Source organism: Pseudomonas monachiensis, assembly GCF_047345015.1.
GTDB classification, from domain to species: Bacteria; Pseudomonadota; Gammaproteobacteria; order Pseudomonadales; family Pseudomonadaceae; genus Aquipseudomonas; species Aquipseudomonas monachiensis.
This window is the reverse complement of sequence record NZ_CP178857.1, coordinates 1,699,881-1,723,957: the sequence shown is the minus strand read 5'-3', so window position 1 is coordinate 1,723,957 and position 24,077 is coordinate 1,699,881. Positions and strand designations below refer to the sequence as shown.

Sequence of the window (24,077 nt, the reverse complement as noted above, 5' to 3'; positions counted from 1 at the left end):
CCTTACCTAATTCTTTGCCGGTTATTTCTTCAATCCGGCAATGCACGGCGAGACAAACAGCTCGCCACGCCAGGCGCCCAGCACCGTGCGCTTGCCGACGATCAGCCACATCACCGCCAGCAATGCCACCAGCACACAGCCAAAGACACCGAAGAATGTCAGGTTCAAGGTACTGGCCAGCTTCAACGTCGCCAGAGAATAGACGCCCAACGGGAAAGTGAAACCCCACCAGCCGAGATTGAAAGGAATGCCGGCCCGCAGGTAGCGCACAGTGATCAGCAACGCCATCAGCATCCACCACAGACCGAAGCCCCACAGGGTGATGCCGGCCACCAGACCCAATCCAGAGGCAATCTCACCGACTCCCGGCATACCGTTGGCCGCGAAAATCAACGGTGCGTCGCCGCCCAGTACCAGCATGCCCAGCGCACCGGTGCCGATCGGGCCAAGGGCCAGCCAGCTCGAGGCGGCCATGTTTTCGTGGGGCAGTTTATGCAGGGCCATGCGCAGCATCAGAATGGTCAGGATGCTGAAGGCCACCGGCAGGGAAAAAGCCCAGAGCACGTAGCTGGTCACCAGCACCACCAGTTGCGAATGAGCGTCGGCCAAGTGCGGCGCCAACAACCCCCCGCTGACGGCCGCCACTTCAGCCGCGACCACCGGCAACAACCAGACTGCCGTCATCTGGTCGATGCTGTGCTCCTGACGGGTGAACATCATGTAGGGAATCAGCACGCCACAGGCCAGCGACATCGCCACATCCAGCCACCACAGCACCTCGGCGAGGTGAATCACCCCTTCGCCCCAGCGCGGCAGGCCAAACACCAGGAAGCCATTGATGATGGTCGCCAGGCCCATGGGAATGGTGCCGAAAAACATCGAAACCGTGGAGTGGCCGAAAATACGTCGCGCTTCGTCGAAAAACAGCACCCAACGCGCCGTGTATAGCGCGGTAAACAGCAGGAACAGAGCGATATTGAACAGCCAGAGGGCTTCGGCAAAGGCGTGCAAGGCAGGTGTGGCGACCGGCAATTGCGCCAGTGCCAACGCCAGCACGCCGGTGCCCATAGTGGCCGCGAACCAGTTGGGGGTGAACTGGCGGATCACCTCGCGGGGATGCTGCAAGTGACTGAAAGGTTTGATTCCGGGCTTGGTGCTATTGGCGCATGTCATGGCGAACTCCTGTCCTCTCGTGAGGTAGAGCCCATGTTAGATCCGAATAGAATATCTATATAACGGGTAATATCTCTATATCTTATCGATATTACCTATATTGTCAGACACTCCCTTCCGATTCGATCACCAATATCCGGGCCGGTCCTAGCGGATGTGCCACATGCTCAGTGCCAACCGAGGCATGGAAAATGTCACCGACCTCCAGCAAGGCCTCCCGCTCCAGCCCCTCTTCGCGATAACGCATCCGCACCTGGCCATCGAGCACCACGAACACTTCCTCGCCATCGTTGACGTGCCACTTGTAGGGTTGATCAGTCCAGTGCAGGCGCGTGGTGATACCGTTCATGCTGGCGATGTCCAGCGCGGCCCAGGCACGCTCGCCAGTGAACGATTTGCTGCGGATGATCTTCATGGTCCGATCCTTCGAGTGAGCTGAGTGGGTGCCAAGGCTAACTCAATTTTACCGGTTGGCCTCGCAGGCCCTGGCCGAACGTGATCGCAGTAAACCCGCCATTGCACTGAGGGCCAGCACCATCAGCACCGCACCATAGCCATCGGTGGTTGCCACCAGACCAAAGGTCCGCGCCAGGTTCCCGGCCAGCAGCGCCGGCAGGCAAAACGCCAGATAACTCAGCACGTAATACGCCGACATCAACCCGGCGCGCTCATGGGGCAAGGCCAGCGGCACCAGACTGCGCACCGCTCCGAGGAAACCGGCGCCGAAGCCACAACCGGCGACCAGCGTGCCGAGGAAAAACAGCGGCAAACTGGCGCTGTGCACGCCCAGTAGAATCAGTGCGACGCCCGTCGGCAGCGAACAGGCACCCAATTGCAGCGCCTTGGTCGCCGCCTGATTGCGTAGTGTGTAAATCATCAGGGCACCGGTCACCGTCAATGCGGCGACGGTCGCCCCGCCAATCAGGTTCGACGTTGAACCGGTTGCCGTGCGCACCAATGAAGGTGCCAGCGACGCGTAAAAACCGCCGAGCGCCCAGGTCGCCGTGTTAAGCGGTAAAACACGCCATAACGTCGCACGCGCCTGGACCGGCACATGCAGGGTCGGTCGCAATGATGCCCAAGCCCCGGACTGGCGCGTGACGCTCTCCGGCAAACGCCAGACCCATACAGCCTGCATCACGAACAGGACAAGTAGCAGCCAATAGGTCAGGTGTAACGGCGCCGGAGCAAATTCGGCCAGCAAACCGCAGCCCATTCCACCCAGAGCCATGCCGATCAAGGGCGCGACGCTATTGACCAGTGGGCCATGCTGGCGATCGGTGTCCAGCAAGGTTGCACTCAACACGGCAGTTGCCATGCCGGTGGCAAACCCCTGCAGGACCCGGGCACTGATCAGCCACGCAACGCTGTCGGCGTAGATAAACAGCAACATCGCCAGGGTGTTCAGCAGCACCGCCGTAAAGATCACCGGTTTGCGTCCCAGGTAATCCGACATCGAGCCGACCGTCAGCAACGCCGCCAACAGGCTGAGGGCGTAAACGCCGAAAATAAGGGTCAGGGTCGCGGCCGAAAACTGCATCTGCTCCTGATACAGGTGATAAAGCGGTGTCGGCGCAGTGGAAGCCGCCAGGAAGCTAAGCAAGGTAATTGCCAGAAACCACAGGCTGGCGCGATTTGAAGAAGAACCGGGCATGGACACACTCCACAAAAGCTAATTATTTGCTTTTGCGGAGTGTGCTACTGGATCTCTCTTAAAGCAAATTCTTTGTGTTAAGGTCCGATGCATGGCTTTCAGGACCGGGTGCCTGCCGCAAGACCCGGTGCAATACAGGAAACACAGGATGACCGCTCCCACATTACGCCCCGGCGGCCGCAGCGCCCGGGTACAAGAGTCGATTCATTCGGCCGTGCGCCAACTCCTTGAGGAGCAGGACCGCGCCAGCGTGACGGTGCCGCAAATTGCGGCGCGCGCGGGTGTCACACCGTCCACCATCTATCGACGCTGGGGCGATGTGTCGGCGCTGCTGGCCGACGTCGCCCTCGCCCGCATGCAGCCCGACAACGAGCCGGCCAATACCGGCAGCCTTCACGGCGACGTGCGGGCCTGGGCCGAGCAGTACCTGGACGAGATGAGCTCCGAACCTGGCCGCAACATGCTGTACGACGTGCAGGCAGCATTGAAGCCGAGTTATTGCGCGACCATCATTGGCGGGCAACTGCAGACGATTCTGGATCGCTATCCGGATCAGCCCAAGCCCAGTGTCGATCGCCTGATCAACCTGATCGCGGCGCCGACGGTGTTTCGCATCCTGTTTGCCGAGGCGCCGCTTGAGGTTGAGCAATTGCACCGATTGATCGAGATCGCGTTGAATCAGTGAAACCCATTCGCGAGCAGGCTCGCTCCCACAGGGAATGTGTGCGGCAGGCCAATTGTGGGAGCGAGCCTGCTCGCGATGGGGCCGGTCCAGACACTGAAAATCCTCCTGCGACACCCCGCCACGCCACGACCTTGGTCGACACTGACTAACGCTGGCGGTCGTGCGAGACTGTCTGTCCGGGCGGGAGGTCCGGATGTCTTTTGTCTGGAGTCCCCATGTCGCTGTCCACCGGGCTGATTGCCGTCGTCGCCCTGGCCTATATGGCCATCATGTTCGCTATCGCCTTCTATGGCGACCGTCGCAGCGCGCCCTTGCCGCCGCGTGTGCGGGCGTGGGTGTACAGCCTGTCGCTGGCGGTCTACTGCACCAGCTGGACCTTCTTCGGTGCCGTGGGCCAGGCCGCCGAACAGCTCTGGTCGTTCCTGCCGATCTACCTCGGGCCGATCCTGTTGCTGGTCGGCGCGCCGTGGGTCCTGCAAAAAATGGTGATGATCAGCAAACAGGAAAACATCACCTCGATCGCCGACTTCATCGCCGCACGCTATGGCAAATCCCAGTCACTGGCGGTGGTGGTGGCGCTGATTTGCCTGGTCGGTGTGCTGCCCTACATCGCGCTGCAGCTCAAAGGCATCGTGCTTGGCGTGAACCTGCTGATCGGCGCCGGTGCCGACGCCATGGGCACCCGCGCCCAGGACACCGCGCTGATCGTATCGCTGGTGCTGGCGCTGTTCACCATCGTCTTCGGCACCCGCAACCTCGACGCCACGGAGCACCACCGCGGCATGGTGCTTGCGATTGCCTTCGAATCATTGGTGAAGCTGTTCGCGTTCCTCGCTGTCGGCGCCTTCGTGACCTACGGCCTGTACGACGGATTCGACGACCTGTTCGACCAGGCCATGCTCGCGCCGCGCCTGGAGCAGTACTGGAAGGAAACCATCAACTGGCCGTCGATGGTGGTGCAGACCGGTGTGGCGATGATGGCGATTATTTGCCTGCCACGGCAGTTCCACGTGACCGTTGTCGAGAACATCGACCCTCAGGATCTGCGCCTGGCCAAGTGGGTGTTCCCGGCCTACCTCGCCCTCGCCGCCTTGTTTGTCGTGCCGATCGCCCTGGCCGGCCAGATGATGCTGCCCAGCTCGGTGCTGCCGGACTCGTTCGTCATCAGCCTGCCCCTGGCCCAGGCGCATCCGGCGCTGGCCCTGCTGGCGTTTATCGGTGGCGCATCGGCGGCCACCGGCATGGTGATCGTGGCCAGCGTGGCGCTGTCGACCATGGTCTCCAACGACATGCTGCTGCCCTGGCTGCTGCGGCGCAACAACGCCGAGCGCCCGTTCGAAGTGTTCCGCCAGTGGATGCTGTCGGTGCGCCGCGTCAGCATCGTGGTGATTCTGCTGCTGGCCTACGTCAGTTATCGCCTGCTGGGCTCGACCGCCAGCCTGGCGACCATCGGCCAGATCGCCTTCGCCGCCGTGACCCAACTGGCCCCCGCCATGCTCGGTGCGCTGTACTGGAAACAGGCCAACCGCCGCGGCGTTTTCGCCGGCCTCGCCGCAGGCACCTTCCTGTGGTTCTACACCTTGGTCCTGCCGATTGCCGCCCTCAGCCTCGGCCTGTCCTTAAGCACCTTCCCGGGGCTGGCCTGGTTGCACAGCAACCCACTGAACCTGCCGATCACCCCGCTGACCCAGGGCGTGGTGCTGTCGCTGGCAGGCAACTTCACGCTGTTCGCCTGGGTTTCGGTACTGTCGCGCACCCGTGTGTCCGAGCACTGGCAGGCGGGCCGCTTCATCGGCCAGGAAATCAGCGCCCGCCCCAGCGCACGTTCGATGCTGGCGGTGCAGATCGACGACCTGCTACAACTGGCGGCGCGCTTCGTCGGCGAAGAACGTGCCCGTCAAAGCTTCATCCGTTTTGCCTATCGCCAGGGCAAGGGCTTCAACCCGAACCAGAACGCTGACAATGAATGGATCGCCCATACCGAACGCTTGCTGGCCGGTGTGCTCGGCGCTTCCTCGACCCGCGCGGTGGTAAAAGCCGCCATTGAAGGCCGCGAGATGCAACTGGAGGACGTCGTGCGCATCGCCGACGAAGCCTCGGAGGTGCTGCAGTTCAACCGTGCCTTGCTGCAAGGCGCGATCGAGAACATCACCCAGGGCATCAGCGTGGTCGACCAGTCACTGAAACTGGTGGCCTGGAACCGTCGATACCTGGATTTGTTCAACTACCCGGATGGCCTGATCAGAGTTGGCCGGCCCATCGCCGACATCATTCGCCACAATGCCGAGCGCGGCCTGTGCGGCCCGGGCGAAGCCGAAGTGCACGTCGCGCGTCGCCTGCACTGGATGCGCCAGGGCCGCGCGCACACCTCCGAGCGCCTGTTCCCCAACGGCCGGGTGATCGAGCTGATCGGCAACCCGATGCCGGGCGGTGGATTCGTCATGAGCTTCACCGACATCACCGCGTTCCGCGAAGCCGAGCAAGCGCTGACCGAAGCCAACGAAGGGCTGGAGCGACGGGTCACCGAACGGACCCACGAATTGTCACAACTCAACATTGCCCTGACCGAGGCCAAGGGCACCGCCGAGGCCGCCAACCAGTCCAAGACCCGTTTCCTCGCGGCCGTCAGCCATGACTTGATGCAACCCTTGAATGCGGCGCGGCTGTTCTCCGCCGCCCTCTCCCATCAGGGCGATAGTCTGTCTGGCGAAGCACAGAAACTGGTCGAGCACCTGGACAGTTCGCTGCGCTCGGCCGAGGACTTGATCAGCGACCTGCTGGACATTTCCCGCCTGGAAAACGGCAAGATCAACCCCAATCGCCAGCCATTCGCCCTCAACGAACTGTTCGATACCCTCGGTACAGAGTTCAAGGCGCTGGCGCGAGAACAAAAACTGGAGTTCCGGGTTCGCGCCAGCACGTTGCGGGTCGACAGCGACATCAAACTGCTGCGGCGGATCTTGCAGAACTTCCTGACTAACGCTTTCCGCTACGGCAAAGGGCCGGTGCTGCTGGGGGTTCGCCGACACAAGGAGCAACTGAGCCTGGAAGTCTGGGACCGTGGGCCAGGCATCCCGGAAGATAAGCTGCAGGTGATTTTCGAAGAGTTCAAGCGCCTCGACAGCCACCAGACCCAGGCCGAAAAAGGCCTCGGCCTGGGGCTGGCGATTGCCGACGGGCTATGTCGCGTGCTCGGTCATACCTTGCGCGTACGCTCCTGGCCGGGACGCGGTAGCGTGTTCAGCGTCAGCGTGCCGCTGGCCCGAGCGCAAACCGCAGCGCCGCTCAAGGTCGCCGAGCTCAACGGCAAGTTGCTCAATGGCGCGCAGGTGCTGTGTATCGACAACGAGGACAGCATCCTGATCGGCATGAACAGCCTGCTCAGCCGCTGGGGTTGCCAGGTCTGGACCGCGCGCAATCGCGAGGAATGTGCCGTGTTGCTTGGCGAAGGCATGCGCCCGCAATTGGCCCTGGTGGATTACCACCTCGATCATGGCGAGACCGGAACCGATTTGATGGCCTGGTTGCGCACGCAGATGGGCGAGCCGGTTCCGGGGGTGGTGATCAGCGCCGATGGCCGGCCGGAGACGGTCGACCTGGTGCATGCCGCAGGGCTGGATTACCTGGCCAAACCGGTGAAGCCGGCGGCGTTGCGCGCGTTGTTGAGCCGGTACATACCGTTGTAGCGAGGATCAGCTCGCCACAATGGTTAATGTTTCGCTGCCGGTTTATTCCGGCAACTCGACCAACCCATCGACATCGGTCATCGCCCGCTCCAGCAAATCCGCCGGCAAGCTCTTGCTCGCCCGCGCGCCCAACAGCTTGAGCTGTTCACTGCGGCTGACCAGGTTGCCGCGTCCCTCTGTCAGCTTGTTGCGTGCCGAACTGTAGGCCTTGTCCAGTTGCTGCAGGCGATTGCCGACCTCGTCCAGATCCTGGATAAACAGCACGAACTTGTCGTACAGCCAGCCGGCCCGCTCGGCGATTTCCCGGGCATTCTGGCTCTGGCGCTCCTGCTTCCACAGGCTGTCGATGACCCGCAGGGTCGCCAGCAAGGTGGTCGGGCTGACGATCACGATGTTGCGGTCGAACGCCTCCTGGAACAGCGTCGGTTCAGCCTGCAGCGCGGCCGAAAAAGCCGCCTCGATCGGCACGAAGAGCAACACGAAATCCAGGCTGTGCAAGCCATCGAGGCGCTTGTAATCCTTGCCGGCCAGGCCTTTGACGTGATTACGCAACGACAGCACGTGCTGCTTGATCGCGATCTGGCCGATAGCCTCGTCTTCAGCCGCGACGTATTGCTGATAGGCCGTCAGGCTGACTTTGGAGTCGACCACCACCTGCTTGTCGCCCGGCAAATAAATGATCACGTCCGGCTGGAAGCGCTCGCCGTCCGGTCCCTTGAGATTGACCTGAGTCTGGTACTCGCGGCCCTTCTCCAGCCCCGCATGCTCGAGCACGCGCTCAAGAATCAGCTCGCCCCAATTGCCCTGGGTCTTCTGCCCTTTCAAGGCGCGAGTCAGGTTGGTGGCCTCATCGCTCAGGCGCAAATTCAGCTGTTGCAGGCGCTCCAGCTCCTTGGCCAGGGAGAAACGCTCACGGGCCTCGTTCTGATAGCTTTCCTCGACACGTTTTTCGAAGGACTGGATGCGTTCCTTGAGCGGATCGAGCAACTGCCCCAGGCGCTGCTGGCTGGTCTCGGCAAAGCGCTGCTCGCGCTCATCGAAAATTTTCCCCGCCAGCTCGGCGAATTGCGCGCGCAACTCGTCCCGCGAACCTTGCAGATCGTTGAGGCGCTGCTGATGACTGTCCTGTTGCTCGCGCAATTCGGCGTTGAGCGACGCGGCCTGGGCGTCCAGGCGGCGCAACTCGGCTTCTTTGCCGGCGCGTTCGATATTCCACGCATGGGCGGCGTCCCGGGCGTCGTCGCGCTCGATCTGCAACAGCTCGACTTCACGACGCAGCGCAGCCAGATCAGCCTGTTTGGCGGCGTTGGCCTGGGTCAGATCAGCCGCTTCATCGCGGCTGGACTCGAGCTGGGCGTTCAATCCGTCCTGCGCCAGTTGCGCCATGGCCAGGCGTTCTTGCAGCAGCGCGACATCGGCTTGCGTGGTGCTGGCCCGACGTTGCAGTTGCCAGGCCAATACCAGCAACGGCAACCCAGCCCCTGCCAGACCCAGCAATAAGCTGGTCAAGTCCATTGCCATAGCCACTCCTGCCATTCGGATAAAGCCTGAAGGTTAACCAAGAGGTCCGGTCTTGGACAGCTCAGTCTTCGATCAGCCCCAGTTCCTGTTGCGCGCGGTGATCACCCGCCCGAGCGGCCTGGCGCAACAGGTCCTGACCGATCCGGCGGTCCCGGGCATTCCCGCATTCGCGACACATCAACTGGCCAAGGCGACTTTGCGCCGCCACCACACCTTCACGGGCCGGTTGCTTGAGCAAACGTCCGGCGATGTGTTTGACGTTACGGTTTTCGCCCAGATGCGGACTGTCCAACAGCCACTCCGCCACACGCATGGAAAAGCGCTTGGCAGGGGCAACAGAAGGCGGTGTGGAGGAAGAGGAAACAGAGGCCGAGCGAAACTTCATAAAGCACTGTGGGGCAGATCAGAAGGCGCGCAACTTTACTCTCTTTTTCTTACAGGTAAAGCTGAAAATATCCCGGCACGCCCGTCCTAGAGCAAGCGCTCGGGACAATCCACAGAAGCTGTGGATAACTCAGTGGACAACCGCCCTCGAACTCTCTCAAAGCCCTGTGGAATGGGGCTCGCAGTCAAACTGACGATTTTTTCACCAGTAAAAAAAAGCGATGTTTTTCATTGACTTAAATTTTGGTTACAGGCAGCCATTACGCTTGAACGTGAGATGACAGCGGGGTGACAGACCGCGCAACTAATGTGCACAAGTGCCTTTGCGATGGTTATATCGACGCCCTTTTTCGGCGCATTTTTTTGTCGTGCCTGGGGACAAACCCTGGCAAACCCGGTTTCCAGACGGCTGCGCCGCTTCAAACGTCGATGACCGGCGGTCGGATTCTGTCTCGAAACAGGGCGTATCAATCCCGGACCGTGCAGCTTTATCCGCGCCTCCACAAGGAAAAACAGCCCGATCAGGCACCCGCCGGGAAATTCTTTTCACTATCACACTTCCCTTGGCCAGTTCAATCCGTTAGTATCCGCGGCGTTAGTACCAAGCTGAAAGTCAATTCTGGTCGAACAAATCCCCCCGGTCAGCCTTCCCAACGGAAGCCTCCACCGAACAAGCGGGATCGACCACCTCGATGGTTTCCAGGTAAATCTTGCGCCAACACAACCTTTGAATCGAAAGCAAAGGGTGTTGCTCCGCCTGCCTACTCTGCTCGAACCAACCTGCAAATTGATCAGGATCTTCACCCCGGGCCCAGAACCTTTGCCCTTGATGTGTTGCCTGCCCTCCTAAGTACCTACCTGCCAGCCCAAGCGCGCCAACTTATCAGCGCTTCAAACTGGCTGCTTTGTTCCAGTCGGGTTCTTCGTTCGATCAATGGTGATCGACGTTACTGGAACGTTTTAACGTTGCACGGTTCTTATCCGTGTCATTTGTAGGAACACCCAATAATGTCTACTCAAATCCACACTCAGGATGCCATTCGCACCCTAACCAACGCTTTTGCACCAATGAACTGCCTGATCATGGCCGCTCGCAAAGGCTGCTTCAGCTTCACCCTGGTCAACGAACACGGTATCGCTCGTCACAGCGAACGCCTGTACCCCGATCAATACTCCAGCGCCGAGCCGCTGCAGGCCGTGATCGAGCGTACCCGTCAGGCACTGGTTGCCTGAAACGCCAGACAGGCTGAAAAACCCAAAAGCCCTGCCCGAAAAGCGGGGCTTTTTATTGCCCGATATTTCCTTGCCCTCGAATCACGACTAAGCACGATCCGATATAAGGGTTATAACTGGTCGCTGGAAATATTTTAAAAACAGGCCTTTACAGCGCGAATATGACACTACACTTCAACTCAAGCGGCTTGACCCGCTTGCGGCGAGCCTGAGCCGATCCACTGCTGCCAAGCCCCTTTCAGGTATCGCCGTCCATTTCAGGTTTCGAGGGTTTTATGGGTATCGCTGCCAGCGAACTGTGCCGTTATGTGATTCGTCCGACCTTGATCTACCTCGGACGCCATAGCGCTACTGCCGAATCCTTGCTGCTGGGCATTGCCGCCAGCCAGTCCGCCCTTGGTTCCGCCCTGCATGACCGCCGTGGGCACGGCCTGTACCGCATTGCCGAGCCCCGCCACCAAGCCCTATGGGATCACTACCTGGCCCTTGATCCGGACCGTGCAAGCCTGGTCCGCGGCCTGGCCAGCCAGCATGCGTTTCTCAGTGGCCCGCACCTCGAATTGACCGTCAACCTGCGTTACGCCACAGCCATCGCCTGGCTGCTGGTGGAAGAACAGAACACCCCCCTCCCCGCCCCTGATGATTTGTTGGGCATGGCCAGGATCTGGCGCCAGACATTTCAGCCCCAGGGACGCCTGCGTGATTTCACCAGTGCCTGGCAAACCTGTGTTTCACCGCTGAATCAGGTAGCCTGCTGACACACCTGGATCCAAAGATCGCGCAACACGCCGCGATTTTGGTCGGATTGTCCTACAAAACCGCTCTAAATCAAGGCATACAGCCTATGGCGCCGGAACGAAAATGTTGGTAATTTTCGCCCCGGTGATCACCAGGAGTTCTAATAATGAAAAAAGTAATGCTCAAAACCACCATCAGTCTCGCCGTTGCCATGGCATCCACCCAGATCTTTGCAAGTGGCTTTGCCATCAACGAACAAAGCATCAGCGGGATGGGTACAGGTTTTGCCGGGCGATCTTCCTCTGCCGATGACGCAAGCACCATTTTTGGCAACCCTGCCGGCATGTCGCGCATCAAGCGCGAACAAGTCACCGGCGGTATTGCGATGCTCGACGCACACACTGACATCAGCCACGCAAGCTCCAGCCCGAACGGCGGCAGCAACGACGGCGACATGGTTCCGTTCATCGCCGTCCCTATGGGCTACTACGTCAAGCCAATCGACGACAAGTGGGCCTTCGGTGTGGGCGTATACGCACCATTCGGTCTGGTAACCGATTACGAAAACGGCTTTGCCGGCCGCTATTTCGGCAGCAAGAGCGAAGTCAAGATCGTCACCCTGCAACCGACGGTCAGCTACGCCTTCAACGACAAGGTTTCCATCGGTTTTGGCCCAACCATCAACCGCATCGACGGCACCCTGGAATCGAACCTGTCGATCACCCAGTCCCAGCCCGATGGCAAGGTCAAGATCAAGGGGGACGACACCGCACTGGGCTACAACATCGGCGTGCTGGTGCAAGCCACCGACAGCACTCGCGTCGGCCTGACCTACCACTCGAAAGTGAAGTACAAGCTCGACGGTGACACCAAGGTCAACTACAACGTGCTGGGCCTGATCGGCCAGAACCCAAGCCAGAAATACGACGCTTCGCTGGACCTGACCACACCTGAATCGGTGGACTTCTCGGTCACTCACCAGCTCGACGACAAGTGGACTCTTTACGCAGGCAGCACCTGGACCCGCTGGAGCCGCCTGAAAGAAATCACCGTTGAAAACAAAGGCGTTCCGGCTGTTCTGAACGGCCAGTTCGGCACCATCACTGAAGAACAGAACTGGCACGACACCTGGGCTCACGCCATCGGCGCGTCCTACCAGTTGAACAAGCAATGGGTACTGCGTACCGGTCTGTCCATTGACCAGGCACCGACCAACAACGTCGACCGCTCCCCACGCATCCCGACTGGCGATCGCAAGATTTTCAGCGTGGGCGCCGGCTGGAGCCCGACCGACGACCTGACCATCGACCTGGCGTATTCGTACCTGCGCGAAGAGTCGGTCAAGGTCAACAACAGCAACGACCGTGGCCAGACCTACAACGCCAAGTATGAAAACTACGCGAACGGTTTCGGTCTCGGTGCGACCTACCGCTTCTGATGATTCCCGGCGAGCCTGAACGCTCGCCAACGGAATCAAAAAAGCCCCGCTCTCTTCACAGAGGCGGGGCTTTTCAGTGGGTGCAAATCAAGGTTGTGAAGCCAGGGCTTGCTCCACCGCCGCAATGAACTCGGGATCATCGGGCTTGGTCAGGCTGGAAAAGCTGGCGATCACCTTACCCTTGCGATCGACCACGTATTTGTAGAAATTCCATTTTGGCGCACTGCTTTGTTCGGCCAGCACCTTGAACAGATGGGTTGCGTCGGCGCCACGTACCGGCTGCGGCTCGGTCATAGTGAAAGTCACGCCATAGTTGACGTAACAAACCTTGGCGGTCTCGGCACCGTCCCTGGACTCCTGCTTGAAGTCATTGGACGGAACACCCAGTACTTCCAGCCCCTGCCCTTTGTAACGCTGATTCAGCGCCTCAAGACTCTTGAACTGCGGGGCGAAACCGCAGAAGCTCGCAGTATTGACCACCACCAGCGGCTTACCTTCATACCGTTGGCACAGGTCGATGGATTCCTTGGCGCGCAGCTTTTGCAGTGATCCTTGCAACAGTTCCGGGCACTCGGCCGCGCAGGCCAGTCCGGTAAACGTCACCAGCAACGCGGGGACTGCAATCCAGCGCATCAGCATGTCGGTGCATCCTTGATAACTCGTCAAAAGTGACGTTACTCGCCCTCGCCGCTCACTAGCAAGCACCCATGCCCAACTGCATCAGCGCCAGTCCGCCTTGATGCCAGCCCCACCACGACAATGCCAGCAATAAGGCGCAGACGGCGGCTACGGCGATCCGCGGCCAAAGACTGTTCATATCGCACTCATTTGTGATTGCAGACGCTCTACCGGCCGCTCACGCACCGGCCAGTTGAGGGCAGCGGCCAACAGGCTCAAGAGAATTGCCACTTGCCAGATCAAGTCATAACTCCCGGTTCGGTCATACACCACCCCGCCCAACCAGCCACCCAGAAACGAACCGAGCTGGTGAAACAGGAAAACAATCCCGCCGAGCATGGACAGATTTCGCACACCAAACAAGGTCGCCACCGTGCCGTTGGTCAACGGCACCGTCGACAGCCACAGAAAGCCCATGGCCATGCCGAACAGGTAGGCCGTGGTAGTCGTCACCGGCGCCCACAGGAACAACGCAATGACCACCGCCCTCAGCAAGTACAGACCGGTAAGCAGACGCGGCTTGGACATGCGCCCGCCGAGCCATCCGGCGGTATAGGTGCCGAAGATGTTGAACAGGCCGATCAGCGCCAGCACCGTGGTGCCGACCGTCGCCGGAAGGTGTTGATCCACCAGATAGGCCGGCAAGTGCACGCCGATGAACACCACCTGGAATCCGCACACGAAAAAACCGAACGCCAGCAGCCAGAATCCGGAATGGGAGCAGGCTTCGTGCAGCGCTTCGCCAAGGGTCTGTTCGTGGCCCAGGACGGGCAGCGGTTTGTCCTTGAGCATGCTCACCAGCGGCACGATCAGCGCCACCAGCAAGCCCAGCGCCAGCAGCGCCGCGGACCAGCCAAGCCATCCGATCAGACCGAGTGTGCCGGGCAACATCGCGAACTGGCCGAACGAACCGGCCGCACTGGCGATCCCCATGCCCATGCTGCGTTTTTCCGGCGGCACCGCACGGCCGACCACGCCGAGGATCACCGAGAACGATGTACCAGACAGTCCGATACCGATCAGCAGGCCGGCGCTCAGTGACAGGGTCATCGCCGAGTCGGAGAGCCCCATGCAAATCAGCCCGGCCGCGTACAGGACACCACCGATCAGCACCACTTTCGCCGCGCCGAAGCGGTCGGCCAGGGCGCCGGTGAACGGCTGAGCAAGGCCCCAGATCAGGTTCTGCAAGGCGATGGCGAAGGCAAAGACTTCACGGCCCCAACCGAACTCGGCGCTCATCGGCGCCAGAAACAGCCCGAAGCCATGGCGAACGCCCAGCGACAACGCAAGGATCAGCGCACTCCCCAACAGAACCCAACCGCATGTACGCCACATCGATGTCATTGTTGTTCTCCGGTAGCGGGTATATACCCGCTTATAATCGGAAAAACCGGCATCACGCCAGTTCGTCCAGCAGCTTCAATAAGGTTTCGCGCTTCTCGGCACCCAGGCGATCGATCAAGCGTTGCTGTGCGGCTTCCCAGGCTGGCAAGGCAGCCTTGAGGCGCTCTGCCCCGGCCTCGGTCAGCAGGACGATGCGGTTGCGCATGTCCTCGCCCTCGACCAGCGTCACCAGGCCATCGCCCTCCAGCACCCGCAAATTGCGCCCCAGGGTGCTGCGATCCAGGCCCATGGCCTCGGCCAGGGTCGAAATGCTCGGCTGATCCAGACGCTGCAAATTGCACAGCAAAGAATACTGCGCAACGTTGATCCCGAAGCCATCGAGAGCGCCGTCGTAGTGCCTGCTGACGCCACGGGCGGCGCGACGCAGGTTGATGCATAAACATTGGGAATCGAGCATGGTGCGTGTATATACCCGCGAGTCGGTTAAATCAAGTTACAGAGCAGGAATAACAGTTAAAACAGCGCCAAGCCTACCAGCACTGCAACTTCCAGCAACTCCAGCATCGCACCCGCCGTGTCCCCCGTCGTGCCGCCCAGGCGCCGCAACATCACCTGGCGCAGCCAGACAAACCCCAGCGCCGCCAACACCACTGCCACCACACCACTCAAACCGGCGATCAACACACAGGCCAGCGCGCTGACCGCCAGCACCTGCTTGCCCGCCGAACGCGGAAGATGGTCGGCCAATGCCTGGCCCAGGCCACCGGCACGCACGTACGGCGTGGTCAGGAACAAGCCGAGCAATGCACTGCGACCGATCAACGGCACAATGATCAATGCCAGTGAATGCGGCTGTTCGATCAGCGCCAGCAGTGCGGTGAATTTGAGCAGCAACACCAGCACCAGCGTCACCACGGCGATCGGCCCGCTGCGCGGGTCTTTCATGATGGTCAACGTGCGCTCACGATCGCCAAAACCACCGAGCCAGGCATCGGCGCTGTCCGCCAGGCCATCCAGATGCAAGCCGCCGCTGAGCAGCACCCAAAGGCTCAGCAACAGCGCCGCGTGCAGTAACGTCGGCGTAACCGGCAACAGCCAGTTGACTGCCCACAGAATCGCGCCAAAGAGCAATCCCACCAGCGGATAAAACAGCAGCGAGCGCCCCAGGTCCCGGGGCTCAGGCATACCGGACAAGCGAATCGGCAGGCTGCTGAGAAATTGCAGGGCGATCCAGAATGGCAGCATGGTCAGAGCACTTCCTTCAACACGCCCGCAGGCTCCACCGTCAGCGAAAACATCGCACCATGCCCGACCTCAACGTTGAGCAGTTGCTCCCGTGGCAGCCCGCGCGCTTGTGCCAGCAGCAGACGCATCACACCGCCATGGCTGATCAGCAGAATGCGCTCACCGGCACAGCTCGCATGCAAACGCTCCAGCGCGGCCAGCACCCGTGCCGAAAAGTCTGCAACCGGCTCACCCTGAGGCGGCGTGAACGAATAAGGATCGGCCCAGAACAAACCCAGGGCCTGCTCATCGGTTTCCATCAACGCCGCCGCGCTCTGCCCTTCCCAGGCGCCGAAATGCAACTCTTGCAGGTCTTTATCCAGTTGCACCGGCACACCCAGTTGCGCAGCGAGTCCCTCGGCAAAGCGTGCACAACGCTGCAAAGGCGAACTGACCAGCCGATCCCACGGCCCTTGCCCGATCACGGCGGCGCGCATCTGCGCCCAGCCCGTGTCGGTCAACGCATCATCGATGCTGCCGCGCAAGCCGCCGCCGAGTTCGGTTTCACCGTGACGCAACAGATCCACGCGCAAGGTCATGCCGGACGATCTGCCACGGCGGCTTCGGCGAAGGTCGCCATCTGCCCGTGCAGGTCGCACGCCAGGCGCAGCAGCGGCACTGCCAACGCCGCGCCACTGCCTTCGCCCAGCCGCAGGCCGAGATCGAGCAAGGGTTGAGCGTCCAGGGTTTCCAGCACGTGACGATGCCCCGGTTCGGCACCGCGATGGCCGAACAACAACCACTGACGGCAATCAGGATTCAAACGCACAGCAACCAGCGCCGCGACACTGCAAATGAAGCCATCCACCAACACCGCGACACCGTCCTGGGCACAGGCGAGATAGGCACCGACCAGCGCGGCGATCTCAAAACCGCCGAGGTTGAACAGGGTCTGCAAGGCATCGCCACGCTGCGCGCCATGCAATGCCAGGGCGCGCCCGATGACCTGGGCCTTGTGGCTGACACCTTCAGCATTGAGCCCGGTACCAGGCCCGGTCAAATGCACCACCGGGCAATCGAGCAGCGCGCACGCCAGGGCGCTGGCGGCGGTGGTGTTACCGATGCCCATCTCGCCACCGATAAACAACTGCGCACCGCTGGCGATTGCCCGCTGCACGCTGTCACGGCCGGCCTGCAAGGCGAGTTGCCCCTGAGCCTGGGTCATGGCCGGTCCCTGTACAAAATTTGCCGTGCCCGGGCCGACGTTCAGGTGGCGCACCCCCGGCAGGTCCAGCGACGGCGTGACGGTGCCAAGGTCAACCACCTCGAGGGAAGCGCCCAGTTGCCGCGCCAATACGCTGATCGCCGCACCACCGCTGACGAAATTGAGCAGCATCTGCCCGGTCACTTCCTGGGGAAACGCCGACACACCCTCGGCGACGACGCCGTGGTCACCGGCAAAAATCGCGATCCAAACCTGCTCCAGGCTCGGTTTGACCCGCCCTTGCAAACCCGCCAACTGCACCGCCAACGCTTCCAGCTGGCCGAGGGAGCCGGCCGGCTTGGTCAGTTGCTGTTGCCGCGCCCGGGCCTGTTCGACTACTTGGGTATCGACCGGCTTGCACGGGTTCAGCCACCAGGATTGAGTCATAACGCAGTTCCTTTCAAAGTCAGGGGCAGGCCGGCGACGGTCAGGACGACACGCTGACAACGCTCAGCCAGAGCTTGATGCAGCCAACCGGCTTCATCGACATAGCGGCGAGTCAATTCGCCCAGCGGCACGACACCCATTCCGGTTTCGTTGCTGACAAAAATAATTTCACCCGGCAGCGACGCCACGCAGTCCAGCAAGGCATCACGCTCGGCTTTCAAGCGCCCGGCATCGTCGAGCATCAGCAGATTGGTCAGCCACAGGGTCAGGCAATCCACCAGCAGGCAACGATCGGCACGGGCGGATTCGCGCAGCACCCGGGCCAGCTCCACCGGCTCTTCGATCAACGCCCATTCGGCAGGACGACGGGCGCGGTGATGGGCCACCCGCTCGCTCATTTCTCCGTCCAGTGGCTGGCTGGTGGCGATATAGGTCACGGCCAGGGCGCTGTCGCTGGCGAGTTTTTCAGCCAGGCGACTCTTGCCGGAGCGGGCGCCGCCGAGGATCAGTTGGAGCATGGTTACATCCTTTCAAATGGGCGGTGTGGCCACTTCAGTCTTCGCGAGCAAGTCGGATCGCCGCACCGCCGCTCCCACAGTTGACCGCGTTCTAATGTGGGAGCGGGCTTGCTCGCGAAGAGGCCAGAGCTTTCACCTCAGATTCCACAGAGCTGCCGCAACAGCCCGGTATCCAGATGCTTCTCCACCAGATCCGCCAGCCGCTCGATATCGCGCTCGCGCAACGCGTGGTAATCCACTTCCTGCACTTCCTGCAACCCGGCCCAGCGCAGCAGTGCACTGCATGCCGCCGGCGATTCGAACAGCCCGTGCAGGTAGGTGCCGAAAATCTGTCCGTCAGCACTTTGCGCACCATCACAGCGGCCGTCATCCAACTGCACGGCAGCGTTTTCCAGAGCAGGTCCGGTGGTCACGCCGGCATGAATTTCATAACCCGCCACCGGCGCGTCTTCCAGCGCCAGGCGACCACGCACATTGCGCAACTGCTTCTCTTGTTCGAGCCGGGTCTGGAATGCCAACAGTCCCAAACCAGCACTGGAACCCGGCGCACCTTCCAGCCCCAGCGGATCATGCACCTGCTCACCGAGCATCTGCAGGCCGCCACAGATCCCCAGCAGTTTCCCGCCGTAACGCAGATGCCGGGCGATGGCGGCGTCCCAACCGTTGGCTCGCAGGTACGCGAGGTCGCTGCGCACACTTTTCGAGCCGGGAAGAATGATCAGGTCGGCGGGAGGAATCGCCTGGCCGGGGCCGATGAATTGCAGGTCCACTTGCGGATGCAGGCGCAGCGGATCGAAATCGGTGTGATTGCTGATGCGCGGCAGCACCGGTACCACCACCTTCAGCACCTGCTCGGCTTTATCGGCCTGGCGTTGATCGATGCCATCCTCGGCCTCCAGGTGCAGATCCATCACGTACGGCAACACGCCGACCACCGGTTTGCCGGTGCGCTCTTCGAGCCAGTCGAGACCGGGTTGCAGCAACGCGATGTCGCCTCGGAAACGATTGATGACGAAGCCTTTGACCCGCGCCTGTTCGCTCGGTGACAGCAATTCGAGGGTGCCTACCAGGTGGGCGAAAACCCCGCCGCGATTGATATCGGCGATCAGCAGCACCGGGCAATCCACCGCTTCGGCAAAACCCATGTTGGCAATATCGCCGGCCCGCAGATTGATTTCCGCAGGCGAGCCCGCGCCCTCGACCATCACCAGCGGATACGCCGCGCTCAAGCGCTCGTGGGAGGCCAGCACCGCTTGCATGGCGATGGTTTTGTAGTCGTGATAGGCGACGGCATTCATGGTCGTGACGGCACGGCCATGGATGATCACTTGAGCACCGGTGTCACTGTTGGGCTTGAGCAACACCGGGTTCATGTCGGTGTGCGGTTCAAGGTTCGCGGCCTGGGCCTGGACCGCCTGGGCCCGGCCGATCTCGCCACCGTCGGCGGTCACCGCACTGTTGAGGGCCATGTTCTGCGGCTTGAACGGCACCACCCTGACGCCCTGGCGCGTGGCCCAACGGCACAGCGCGGTCACCAGCGTGCTTTTACCGGCATCCGATGTGGTGCCCTGCACCATCAGCGTGGTCATTGGTTTTCCTTGGCAAAATCGTCGAACGCCTGCGCCAGTCGTACCCAGGCGATCTCGTCACCGGGCAAGCCGAATCGCAGGCTGCTGTTGTGCGTGAACAACCGCAGGAGAATGCCGCGCCGGGCCATGAACTCATGCAGTGCTTCGGCGCGCTCGGTGATCAGCCACTGGAACAGCGCGCAACCACCCTGGGGCTCCAAGTCGTGTTGCGCCAGCAACGACGCAAGGCGCTCGCTGGCCTCTTCGGTGCGCAGCCGTTGCGCCGTTTGCGCCTCGGTATCGCGCAGGCAGGCCTGGCCCACGACCCGGGTTGCCCCGCTCACGGCCCAGGGCCCCACTTGTTCTGCCAGCAACTTGAGCAACTTGCGCTCGGCCAGCACAAACCCCAGGCGCACACCGGCCAGGCCGAAAAACTTGCCGAAGGAACGCAAGACAACCAGCCCGACTTGATGGGCAAACGGCGCCAGGCTCAGTTGCGGCGTGTTATCCATGAACGCTTCGTCCACCACCAGCCAGCCACCGCGCTGGGCCAGTCGCGTGTGCCAGTCGAGCAGGCGACTGGGGGTGAGGCTCAGGCCCGTGGGGTTATTCGGATTGACCACCACCAGCACGTCGAAACTGTCGATAAAGAAGTCGACTTCCTGCTCCAGCACTTCACGCACGATGTAGCCGTTGCGACGCCACGCTTCGGCGTGCTCGGCGTAACACGGCGACAACACGCCGACCTTGCCCGCCCGACGCAAGCGCGGCAGCAGTTGAATCGCCATTTGCGAGCCGGCCACCGGCAATGCCTGCAAGGTGCCGTAGTAATCACAGGCGGCCTGCTCCAGGCCATCGTCCGCCTCCGGCAAACGGGCCCAGGCTCGCAGCGGAATATCCGGCACCGGGAACGACCAGGGCGCAAGGCCCGTGGACAGGTCCAGCCAGTCGGCTTCATCTATGCCGTATTCGAGCGCCGCCTTGCGCAGTCGCCCACCGTGTTCAAGCATAAAATTCGGCCCCCAGGCAGAGAATCAGCAGCCACAACCATACCCCGCGCTGGACCAATTGCCAGCCCCGGTCGATGGAGTCGGCATCCGCCGGCACACCTTCGCCCAACTGCGGACGCTGATGCAGTTCGCCGTGATAAATCGCCGCCCCACCCAACTCGACGCCAAGGGCACCCGCCCCTGCCGCCATCACCGGGCCGGCGTTCGGGCTGTCCCAGGTCGGGCCCTGGCTGCGCCAGCATTTCAACGCCAGCCGGGTTTTGCCCAGCAGCGCGTAAGTCAGCGCCACCAGGCGCGCAGGAATGTAATTGAGCAGGTCGTCGACCTTCGCCGCCGCCCAGCCGAAGCGTTCGAAGCGCTCATTGCGATAACCCCACATCGCATCCAGCGTATTACTCAGGCGGTAGAGCACCACGCCCGGCGCACCCGCCACGGCAAACCAGAACAACGCCGCGAATACCGCATCGCTACCGTTCTCCAGCACCGACTCGGTAGCGGCACGGGCGACTTCGGTTTCATCCAGATCACTGGTTTTACGGCTGACCAGATAACTCACGCGCTTGCGTGCTTCATCAAGATCACCGCCACGCAGGGCCCTGGCCACAGGCTCGACGTGCTCACCGAGGCTGCGCATGCCGAGGGCGCAATAGAGCGCGAGAATCTCGACGATCCAGCCGACATAAGGCGCCCAGGAAAAGGCCGTGGCCAACAGCGTCAGCGGCACCACGGCGATCACCCACGCGGTGACGCCATGACTGCGCCAGCCGCGACCGCCACCGTTGAAACGTTGTTCGATGCGCTCGGCAAAACGGCCGAACGCCACCAGCGGATGCCAGCGTTTGGGTTCACCCAGCAGCGCATCCAGCGCAACCGCGGCGACGCTCAACAACGCCACACTCATTGACTCACTCCCCAATAATTTTCGTACAGCAATTCATGTAGCGGACGCGCCTGTGCCCAGCCTTCGAGCACCAGCATCGGCGCCGGGTAAAACTCCTTCACCGGTCCCAGGCACAGCACCGCCAGCGGCTTGGCACCAGGAGGCAACCTCAACAGGTCCGCCAGCGCCCGGGGTTCGAACAGCGACACCCAGCCCATGCCCAGCCCTTCGGCGCGGGACGCCAACCACAGGTTCTGGATCGCGCAGGACAACGAAGCCATGTCCATTTCCGGTAGCGTGCGGCGGCCGAAGATATGCTGCTCACGGTCGTCCATCAGTGCGGCGACCAGTACCTCGGCGCAATCGTTGATGCCTTCGACCTTGAGCTTCATGAACTCATCGCTGCGCTCGCCGAGGGCTTCGGCGGTGCGGATGCGCTCTTCTTCCACCAGGGCCTGGATTTGCCCGCGCAAGGCACGATCGCTGATGCGAATGAAGCGCCAGGGCTGCATCAGGCCGACACTGGGTGCCTGGTGTGCGGCCTCGAGCAGGTGCCGCAGCAATTCGGGCTCGACGGTGCCGCCGCTGAAGTGGCGCATGTCGCGGCGCTCGGCGATGGCACGATAGACCGCCGCGCGTTCGGCTTCAGAGAATGCGTTGTCGCTCATGGCCTCTTCGCGAGCAAGCCCGCTCCCACATTTGAAGGTGACCGGCCTGAAGAAACGCAATCCCCTGTGGGAGCGGCGGTGCGACGATTCGACTTGCTCGCGAAGGCAGCTTCAAGGTCCGGCGCAAACAACGCGGCAATCGCCGAGGGATTGGACGGAAAATAAAAATGCACATAAGAGGCTGTCATCCGCCCTTCACGGTAGACCGCCTCCGCTCCGCGCCCGCCGTTAGGGCTCAAGCCACGGGCAATCGGCGTCAGTTCAGTGGTGGTCAGCGAATGGTGATAGGTGTGCCCGCGCAGCGAACCCTCCGGCAATTCCACCGCCTGCAACGCCAGCGCCGCCAGACGCTTTTGCATGACCGCATCACCGGCCAGCAAGCCAACCAGTTCGGCGCGAGTGCCCTCGACATCGGTCAGGGAATCGAGCAGGTACAGCATGCCGCCACACTCGGCGAGCAAAGGCTTGCCAGCTCGGTGATGGGCGCGGATCGCGTCGAGCATCGCGGTGTTTTGCGCCAGCGCAACATGGTGCAGTTCCGGGTAACCACCCGGCAGATACAGGCTGTCCGCCTCCGGCAACACTCGGTCGCGGATCGGCGAGAAGAACGACAACTCGGCGCCCATCGCCCGCAGCAGATCCAGGCTCGCGCCGTAGGTGAACGCAAAGGCTTCATCCCGGGCGACGGCAATGCGCACACCAGCGAGCAGCGGTTCGGCCGCAATGACATCAGGAGCAGCGAACTCGACCGCCGGCGGCAGCGCGACCTCGCAACTGCTGGCCAGGGCATCGGCGGCCGCATCCAGACGCAGATCAAGATCGTTCAGCTCACTGGCCTGCACCAGCCCCAGGTGCCGGCTCGGCAATTCGATCCCGGTTTCCCGGGACAGCGCGCCGTACCAGCGCAAACCTTCAGTCAGGCTACCTTCGAGCAGTTGCGCGTGGCGCAGCGTGCCGACACGATTGGCCAGCACGCCGGCGAACGGCAAGTCCGGCTGATAACGCGCCAGCCCCAGGGCCAATGCGCCAAAGGTCTGGGCCATGGCGGTGCCATCGATCACCCCCAGCACCGGCACACCGAAATGCCGCGCCAGGTCGGCGCTCGACGGCGTACCGTCGAACAGCCCCATGACGCCTTCGATCAGGATCAGGTCGGCTTCAGCGGCGGCTTCCCACAGCAACCGGCGACTCTCCTGCTCGCCGACCATCCACATGTCCAGCTGATACACCGGCGCACCGCTGGCGCGTTCGAGGATCATCGGATCGAGAAAGTCGGGGCCGCACTTGAACACACGGACCTTGCGCCCCTGATTGCGATGCAATCGGGCCAGTGCCGCGGTGACGGTGGTCTTGCCCTGGCCAGAGGCCGGCGCGGCAATCAGTACTGCCGGACAGTGTCGAGGCTGACTCACAACTCGACGCCTTTCTGCGCTTTGATCCCGGCCTGAAAGGCGTGCTTGATCACGCCCATTTCGGTGACGGTGTCGGCCATTTCGATCATTTCCGGCTTCGCGGCGCGACCGGTGACCACCACGTGTTGCATCGGTGGTCGGGCCTGCAAATCACTGAGCACTTGATCGAGATCGAGGTAGCCGTGCTTGAGGGCGATGTTCAGCTCATCGAGCACCACCAGGCCGATGGACGGATCGCGCAGCAATTGCTGCGACACCGACCAGGCGGCTTCGGCGGCGGCGATGTCGCGCTGGCGATCCTGGGTTTCCCAGGTAAAGCCTTCGCCCATCACATGAAAGCGCACCTGCTCGGGAAAGCGCCGGAAGAACAACTCTTCGCCCGTGCTGTTGCGGCCCTTGATGAATTGCACCACGCCGCATTGCATGCCGTGCCCCATGGCGCGGGCAAGCATGCCGAAAGCCGAACTGCTCTTGCCCTTGCCGTTGCCGGTCAGCACCAGCAGCAGGCCACACTCGTTCGGGGAATTGGCGATGCGCTCGTCGATCACGGCTTTTTTGCGCTGCATGCGCGCCAGGTGGCGTTCGTCACGATCGGGGGTATCAGTCATGGGG

General features: G+C 61.8%; 24 protein-coding genes. 5 read left to right on the top strand and 19 right to left on the bottom strand.

Going from position 1 to position 24,077, the window contains the following annotated elements:
• Window positions 1–21: 21 nt before the first annotated feature.
• From ACMDB8_RS07745 to ACMDB8_RS07735, 3 genes are all read right to left on the bottom strand, one after another.
• Complete coding sequence (locus tag ACMDB8_RS07745) at window positions 22–1,173, bottom strand: TDT family transporter (protein ID WP_056721755.1); 1,152 nt, start codon at window positions 1,171–1,173, stop codon at window positions 22–24.
• 103 nt (window positions 1,174–1,276) lie between these two features.
• On the bottom strand, window positions 1,277–1,588 hold the full coding sequence (locus ACMDB8_RS07740; protein ID WP_056721754.1) for a cupin domain-containing protein: 312 nt from the start codon (window positions 1,586–1,588) through the stop codon (window positions 1,277–1,279).
• Between the two features lie 48 nt (window positions 1,589–1,636).
• Window positions 1,637–2,827 (bottom strand): MFS transporter, encoded by a 1,191-nt coding sequence (locus tag ACMDB8_RS07735; protein WP_056721752.1) that lies wholly within the window; start codon window positions 2,825–2,827, stop codon window positions 1,637–1,639.
• A gap of 148 nt (window positions 2,828–2,975) precedes the next feature.
• Between ACMDB8_RS07735 and ACMDB8_RS07730 the strand changes: the two genes are divergently transcribed.
• Entirely contained in the window at window positions 2,976–3,512 is a 537-nt protein-coding gene (locus ACMDB8_RS07730) for a TetR/AcrR family transcriptional regulator (RefSeq protein WP_056721750.1), read from the top strand.
• Window positions 3,513–3,727: 215 nt separating this feature from the next.
• Window positions 3,728–7,198 (top strand): hybrid sensor histidine kinase/response regulator, encoded by a 3,471-nt coding sequence (locus ACMDB8_RS07725; protein ID WP_056721748.1) that lies wholly within the window; start codon window positions 3,728–3,730, stop codon window positions 7,196–7,198.
• Between the two features lie 42 nt (window positions 7,199–7,240).
• Here the strand turns inward: ACMDB8_RS07725 and rmuC are convergent, their stop codons facing one another.
• Together rmuC and ACMDB8_RS07715 are read right to left on the bottom strand one after the other, a co-directional pair.
• Window positions 7,241–8,605 (bottom strand): DNA recombination protein RmuC, encoded by a 1,365-nt coding sequence (gene rmuC, locus ACMDB8_RS07720; RefSeq protein WP_162252406.1) that lies wholly within the window; start codon window positions 8,603–8,605, stop codon window positions 7,241–7,243.
• Window positions 8,606–8,780: 175 nt separating this feature from the next.
• Window positions 8,781–9,104, bottom strand: coding sequence for a hypothetical protein (locus tag ACMDB8_RS07715; RefSeq protein ID WP_082562890.1), 324 nt, complete (start codon window positions 9,102–9,104; stop codon window positions 8,781–8,783).
• A gap of 1,007 nt (window positions 9,105–10,111) precedes the next feature.
• Between ACMDB8_RS07715 and ACMDB8_RS07710 the strand changes: the two genes are divergently transcribed.
• The 3 genes from ACMDB8_RS07710 (at window position 10,112) to ACMDB8_RS07700 (ending at window position 12,512) form a co-directional block, all read left to right on the top strand.
• Complete coding sequence (locus ACMDB8_RS07710) at window positions 10,112–10,336, top strand: hypothetical protein (protein ID WP_007898912.1); 225 nt, start codon at window positions 10,112–10,114, stop codon at window positions 10,334–10,336.
• Between the two features lie 275 nt (window positions 10,337–10,611).
• Window positions 10,612–11,094, top strand: coding sequence for a hypothetical protein (locus ACMDB8_RS07705; protein ID WP_056721742.1), 483 nt, complete (start codon window positions 10,612–10,614; stop codon window positions 11,092–11,094).
• Window positions 11,095–11,240: 146 nt separating this feature from the next.
• Window positions 11,241–12,512 carry an OmpP1/FadL family transporter gene (locus ACMDB8_RS07700; RefSeq protein WP_056721740.1) on the top strand — a complete coding sequence of 424 codons (1,272 nt, stop codon included), beginning with the start codon at window positions 11,241–11,243 and terminating at the stop codon, window positions 12,510–12,512.
• Between the two features lie 87 nt (window positions 12,513–12,599).
• Here the strand turns inward: ACMDB8_RS07700 and ACMDB8_RS07695 are convergent, their stop codons facing one another.
• From ACMDB8_RS07695 to cobO, 14 genes are all read right to left on the bottom strand, one after another.
• The gene (locus ACMDB8_RS07695) at window positions 12,600–13,151 is read right to left on the bottom strand and encodes a glutathione peroxidase (RefSeq protein ID WP_056721738.1); all 552 of its coding nucleotides are present in this window, start codon (window positions 13,149–13,151) and stop codon (window positions 12,600–12,602) included.
• 55 nt (window positions 13,152–13,206) lie between these two features.
• Window positions 13,207–13,329 carry a hypothetical protein gene (locus ACMDB8_RS07690; RefSeq protein ID WP_007977581.1) on the bottom strand — a complete coding sequence of 41 codons (123 nt, stop codon included), beginning with the start codon at window positions 13,327–13,329 and terminating at the stop codon, window positions 13,207–13,209.
• Window positions 13,326–14,534 carry an MFS transporter gene (locus ACMDB8_RS07685; protein WP_409078470.1) on the bottom strand — a complete coding sequence of 403 codons (1,209 nt, stop codon included), beginning with the start codon at window positions 14,532–14,534 and terminating at the stop codon, window positions 13,326–13,328. Before ACMDB8_RS07685 ends, ACMDB8_RS07690 begins: the two co-directional genes overlap by 4 nt.
• Before the next feature lie 52 nt (window positions 14,535–14,586).
• The gene (locus tag ACMDB8_RS07680; protein ID WP_046037619.1) at window positions 14,587–14,991 is read right to left on the bottom strand and encodes a MarR family winged helix-turn-helix transcriptional regulator; all 405 of its coding nucleotides are present in this window, start codon (window positions 14,989–14,991) and stop codon (window positions 14,587–14,589) included.
• 56 nt (window positions 14,992–15,047) lie between these two features.
• Window positions 15,048–15,779 carry an adenosylcobinamide-GDP ribazoletransferase gene (locus ACMDB8_RS07675; protein WP_409078471.1) on the bottom strand — a complete coding sequence of 244 codons (732 nt, stop codon included), beginning with the start codon at window positions 15,777–15,779 and terminating at the stop codon, window positions 15,048–15,050.
• Window positions 15,780–15,781: 2 nt separating this feature from the next.
• Complete coding sequence (cobC, locus tag ACMDB8_RS07670; protein ID WP_409078472.1) at window positions 15,782–16,357, bottom strand: alpha-ribazole phosphatase family protein; 576 nt, start codon at window positions 16,355–16,357, stop codon at window positions 15,782–15,784.
• Window positions 16,354–17,409, bottom strand: coding sequence for a nicotinate-nucleotide--dimethylbenzimidazole phosphoribosyltransferase (gene cobT, locus ACMDB8_RS07665; protein ID WP_409078473.1), 1,056 nt, complete (start codon window positions 17,407–17,409; stop codon window positions 16,354–16,356). Before cobT ends, cobC begins: the two co-directional genes overlap by 4 nt.
• Window positions 17,406–17,927 (bottom strand): bifunctional adenosylcobinamide kinase/adenosylcobinamide-phosphate guanylyltransferase, encoded by a 522-nt coding sequence (gene cobU, locus ACMDB8_RS07660; protein ID WP_409078474.1) that lies wholly within the window; start codon window positions 17,925–17,927, stop codon window positions 17,406–17,408. The genes cobT and cobU overlap by 4 nt, the downstream gene beginning before the upstream one ends.
• Window positions 17,928–18,064: 137 nt before the next feature.
• Complete coding sequence (locus tag ACMDB8_RS07655; RefSeq protein WP_056721726.1) at window positions 18,065–19,516, bottom strand: cobyric acid synthase; 1,452 nt, start codon at window positions 19,514–19,516, stop codon at window positions 18,065–18,067.
• Complete coding sequence (gene cobD / locus ACMDB8_RS07650) at window positions 19,513–20,505, bottom strand: threonine-phosphate decarboxylase CobD (RefSeq protein WP_056721724.1); 993 nt, start codon at window positions 20,503–20,505, stop codon at window positions 19,513–19,515. Before cobD ends, ACMDB8_RS07655 begins: the two co-directional genes overlap by 4 nt.
• On the bottom strand, window positions 20,498–21,406 hold the full coding sequence (gene cbiB / locus ACMDB8_RS07645; protein WP_056721722.1) for an adenosylcobinamide-phosphate synthase CbiB: 909 nt from the start codon (window positions 21,404–21,406) through the stop codon (window positions 20,498–20,500). The genes cobD and cbiB overlap by 8 nt, the downstream gene beginning before the upstream one ends.
• The gene (bluB, locus tag ACMDB8_RS07640; protein WP_223542086.1) at window positions 21,403–22,053 is read right to left on the bottom strand and encodes a 5,6-dimethylbenzimidazole synthase; all 651 of its coding nucleotides are present in this window, start codon (window positions 22,051–22,053) and stop codon (window positions 21,403–21,405) included. Before bluB ends, cbiB begins: the two co-directional genes overlap by 4 nt.
• Window positions 22,050–23,465, bottom strand: a complete 1,416-nt coding sequence (locus ACMDB8_RS07635) for a cobyrinate a,c-diamide synthase (RefSeq protein WP_056721719.1) — start codon at window positions 23,463–23,465, stop codon at window positions 22,050–22,052. The genes bluB and ACMDB8_RS07635 overlap by 4 nt, the downstream gene beginning before the upstream one ends.
• Window positions 23,462–24,073: a cob(I)yrinic acid a,c-diamide adenosyltransferase gene (gene cobO, locus ACMDB8_RS07630; protein WP_056721717.1), complete on the bottom strand. Its 612-nt coding sequence runs from the start codon at window positions 24,071–24,073 to the stop codon at window positions 23,462–23,464. Before cobO ends, ACMDB8_RS07635 begins: the two co-directional genes overlap by 4 nt.
• Window positions 24,074–24,077: the final 4 nt, after the last annotated feature.

Coding starts and splice junctions, on each gene's coding strand:
- ACMDB8_RS07695 (WP_056721738.1), bottom strand. CDS start 13,151: ATGCTGATGCGCTGGATTGCAGTCCCCGCGTTGCTGGTGACGTTTACC.
- ACMDB8_RS07680 (WP_046037619.1), bottom strand. CDS start 14,991: ATGCTCGATTCCCAATGTTTATGCATCAACCTGCGTCGCGCCGCCCGT.
- ACMDB8_RS07725 (WP_056721748.1), top strand. CDS start 3,728: ATGTCGCTGTCCACCGGGCTGATTGCCGTCGTCGCCCTGGCCTATATG.
- ACMDB8_RS07675 (WP_409078471.1), bottom strand. CDS start 15,779: ATGCTGCCATTCTGGATCGCCCTGCAATTTCTCAGCAGCCTGCCGATT.
- cobT (WP_409078473.1), bottom strand. CDS start 17,409: ATGACTCAATCCTGGTGGCTGAACCCGTGCAAGCCGGTCGATACCCAA.
- cbiB (WP_056721722.1), bottom strand. CDS start 21,406: ATGAGTGTGGCGTTGTTGAGCGTCGCCGCGGTTGCGCTGGATGCGCTG.
- cobC (WP_409078472.1), bottom strand. CDS start 16,357: ATGACCTTGCGCGTGGATCTGTTGCGTCACGGTGAAACCGAACTCGGC.
- ACMDB8_RS07685 (WP_409078470.1), bottom strand. CDS start 14,534: ATGACATCGATGTGGCGTACATGCGGTTGGGTTCTGTTGGGGAGTGCG.
- ACMDB8_RS07745 (WP_056721755.1), bottom strand. CDS start 1,173: ATGACATGCGCCAATAGCACCAAGCCCGGAATCAAACCTTTCAGTCAC.
- cobD (WP_056721724.1), bottom strand. CDS start 20,505: ATGCTTGAACACGGTGGGCGACTGCGCAAGGCGGCGCTCGAATACGGC.
- cobO (WP_056721717.1), bottom strand. CDS start 24,073: ATGACTGATACCCCCGATCGTGACGAACGCCACCTGGCGCGCATGCAG.
- ACMDB8_RS07735 (WP_056721752.1), bottom strand. CDS start 2,827: ATGCCCGGTTCTTCTTCAAATCGCGCCAGCCTGTGGTTTCTGGCAATT.
- ACMDB8_RS07690 (WP_007977581.1), bottom strand. CDS start 13,329: ATGAACAGTCTTTGGCCGCGGATCGCCGTAGCCGCCGTCTGCGCCTTA.
- ACMDB8_RS07730 (WP_056721750.1), top strand. CDS start 2,976: ATGACCGCTCCCACATTACGCCCCGGCGGCCGCAGCGCCCGGGTACAA.
- bluB (WP_223542086.1), bottom strand. CDS start 22,053: ATGAGCGACAACGCATTCTCTGAAGCCGAACGCGCGGCGGTCTATCGT.
- ACMDB8_RS07710 (WP_007898912.1), top strand. CDS start 10,112: ATGTCTACTCAAATCCACACTCAGGATGCCATTCGCACCCTAACCAAC.
- ACMDB8_RS07700 (WP_056721740.1), top strand. CDS start 11,241: ATGAAAAAAGTAATGCTCAAAACCACCATCAGTCTCGCCGTTGCCATG.
- ACMDB8_RS07655 (WP_056721726.1), bottom strand. CDS start 19,516: ATGACCACGCTGATGGTGCAGGGCACCACATCGGATGCCGGTAAAAGC.
- ACMDB8_RS07740 (WP_056721754.1), bottom strand. CDS start 1,588: ATGAAGATCATCCGCAGCAAATCGTTCACTGGCGAGCGTGCCTGGGCC.
- cobU (WP_409078474.1), bottom strand. CDS start 17,927: ATGCTCCAACTGATCCTCGGCGGCGCCCGCTCCGGCAAGAGTCGCCTG.
- ACMDB8_RS07705 (WP_056721742.1), top strand. CDS start 10,612: ATGGGTATCGCTGCCAGCGAACTGTGCCGTTATGTGATTCGTCCGACC.
- ACMDB8_RS07715 (WP_082562890.1), bottom strand. CDS start 9,104: ATGAAGTTTCGCTCGGCCTCTGTTTCCTCTTCCTCCACACCGCCTTCT.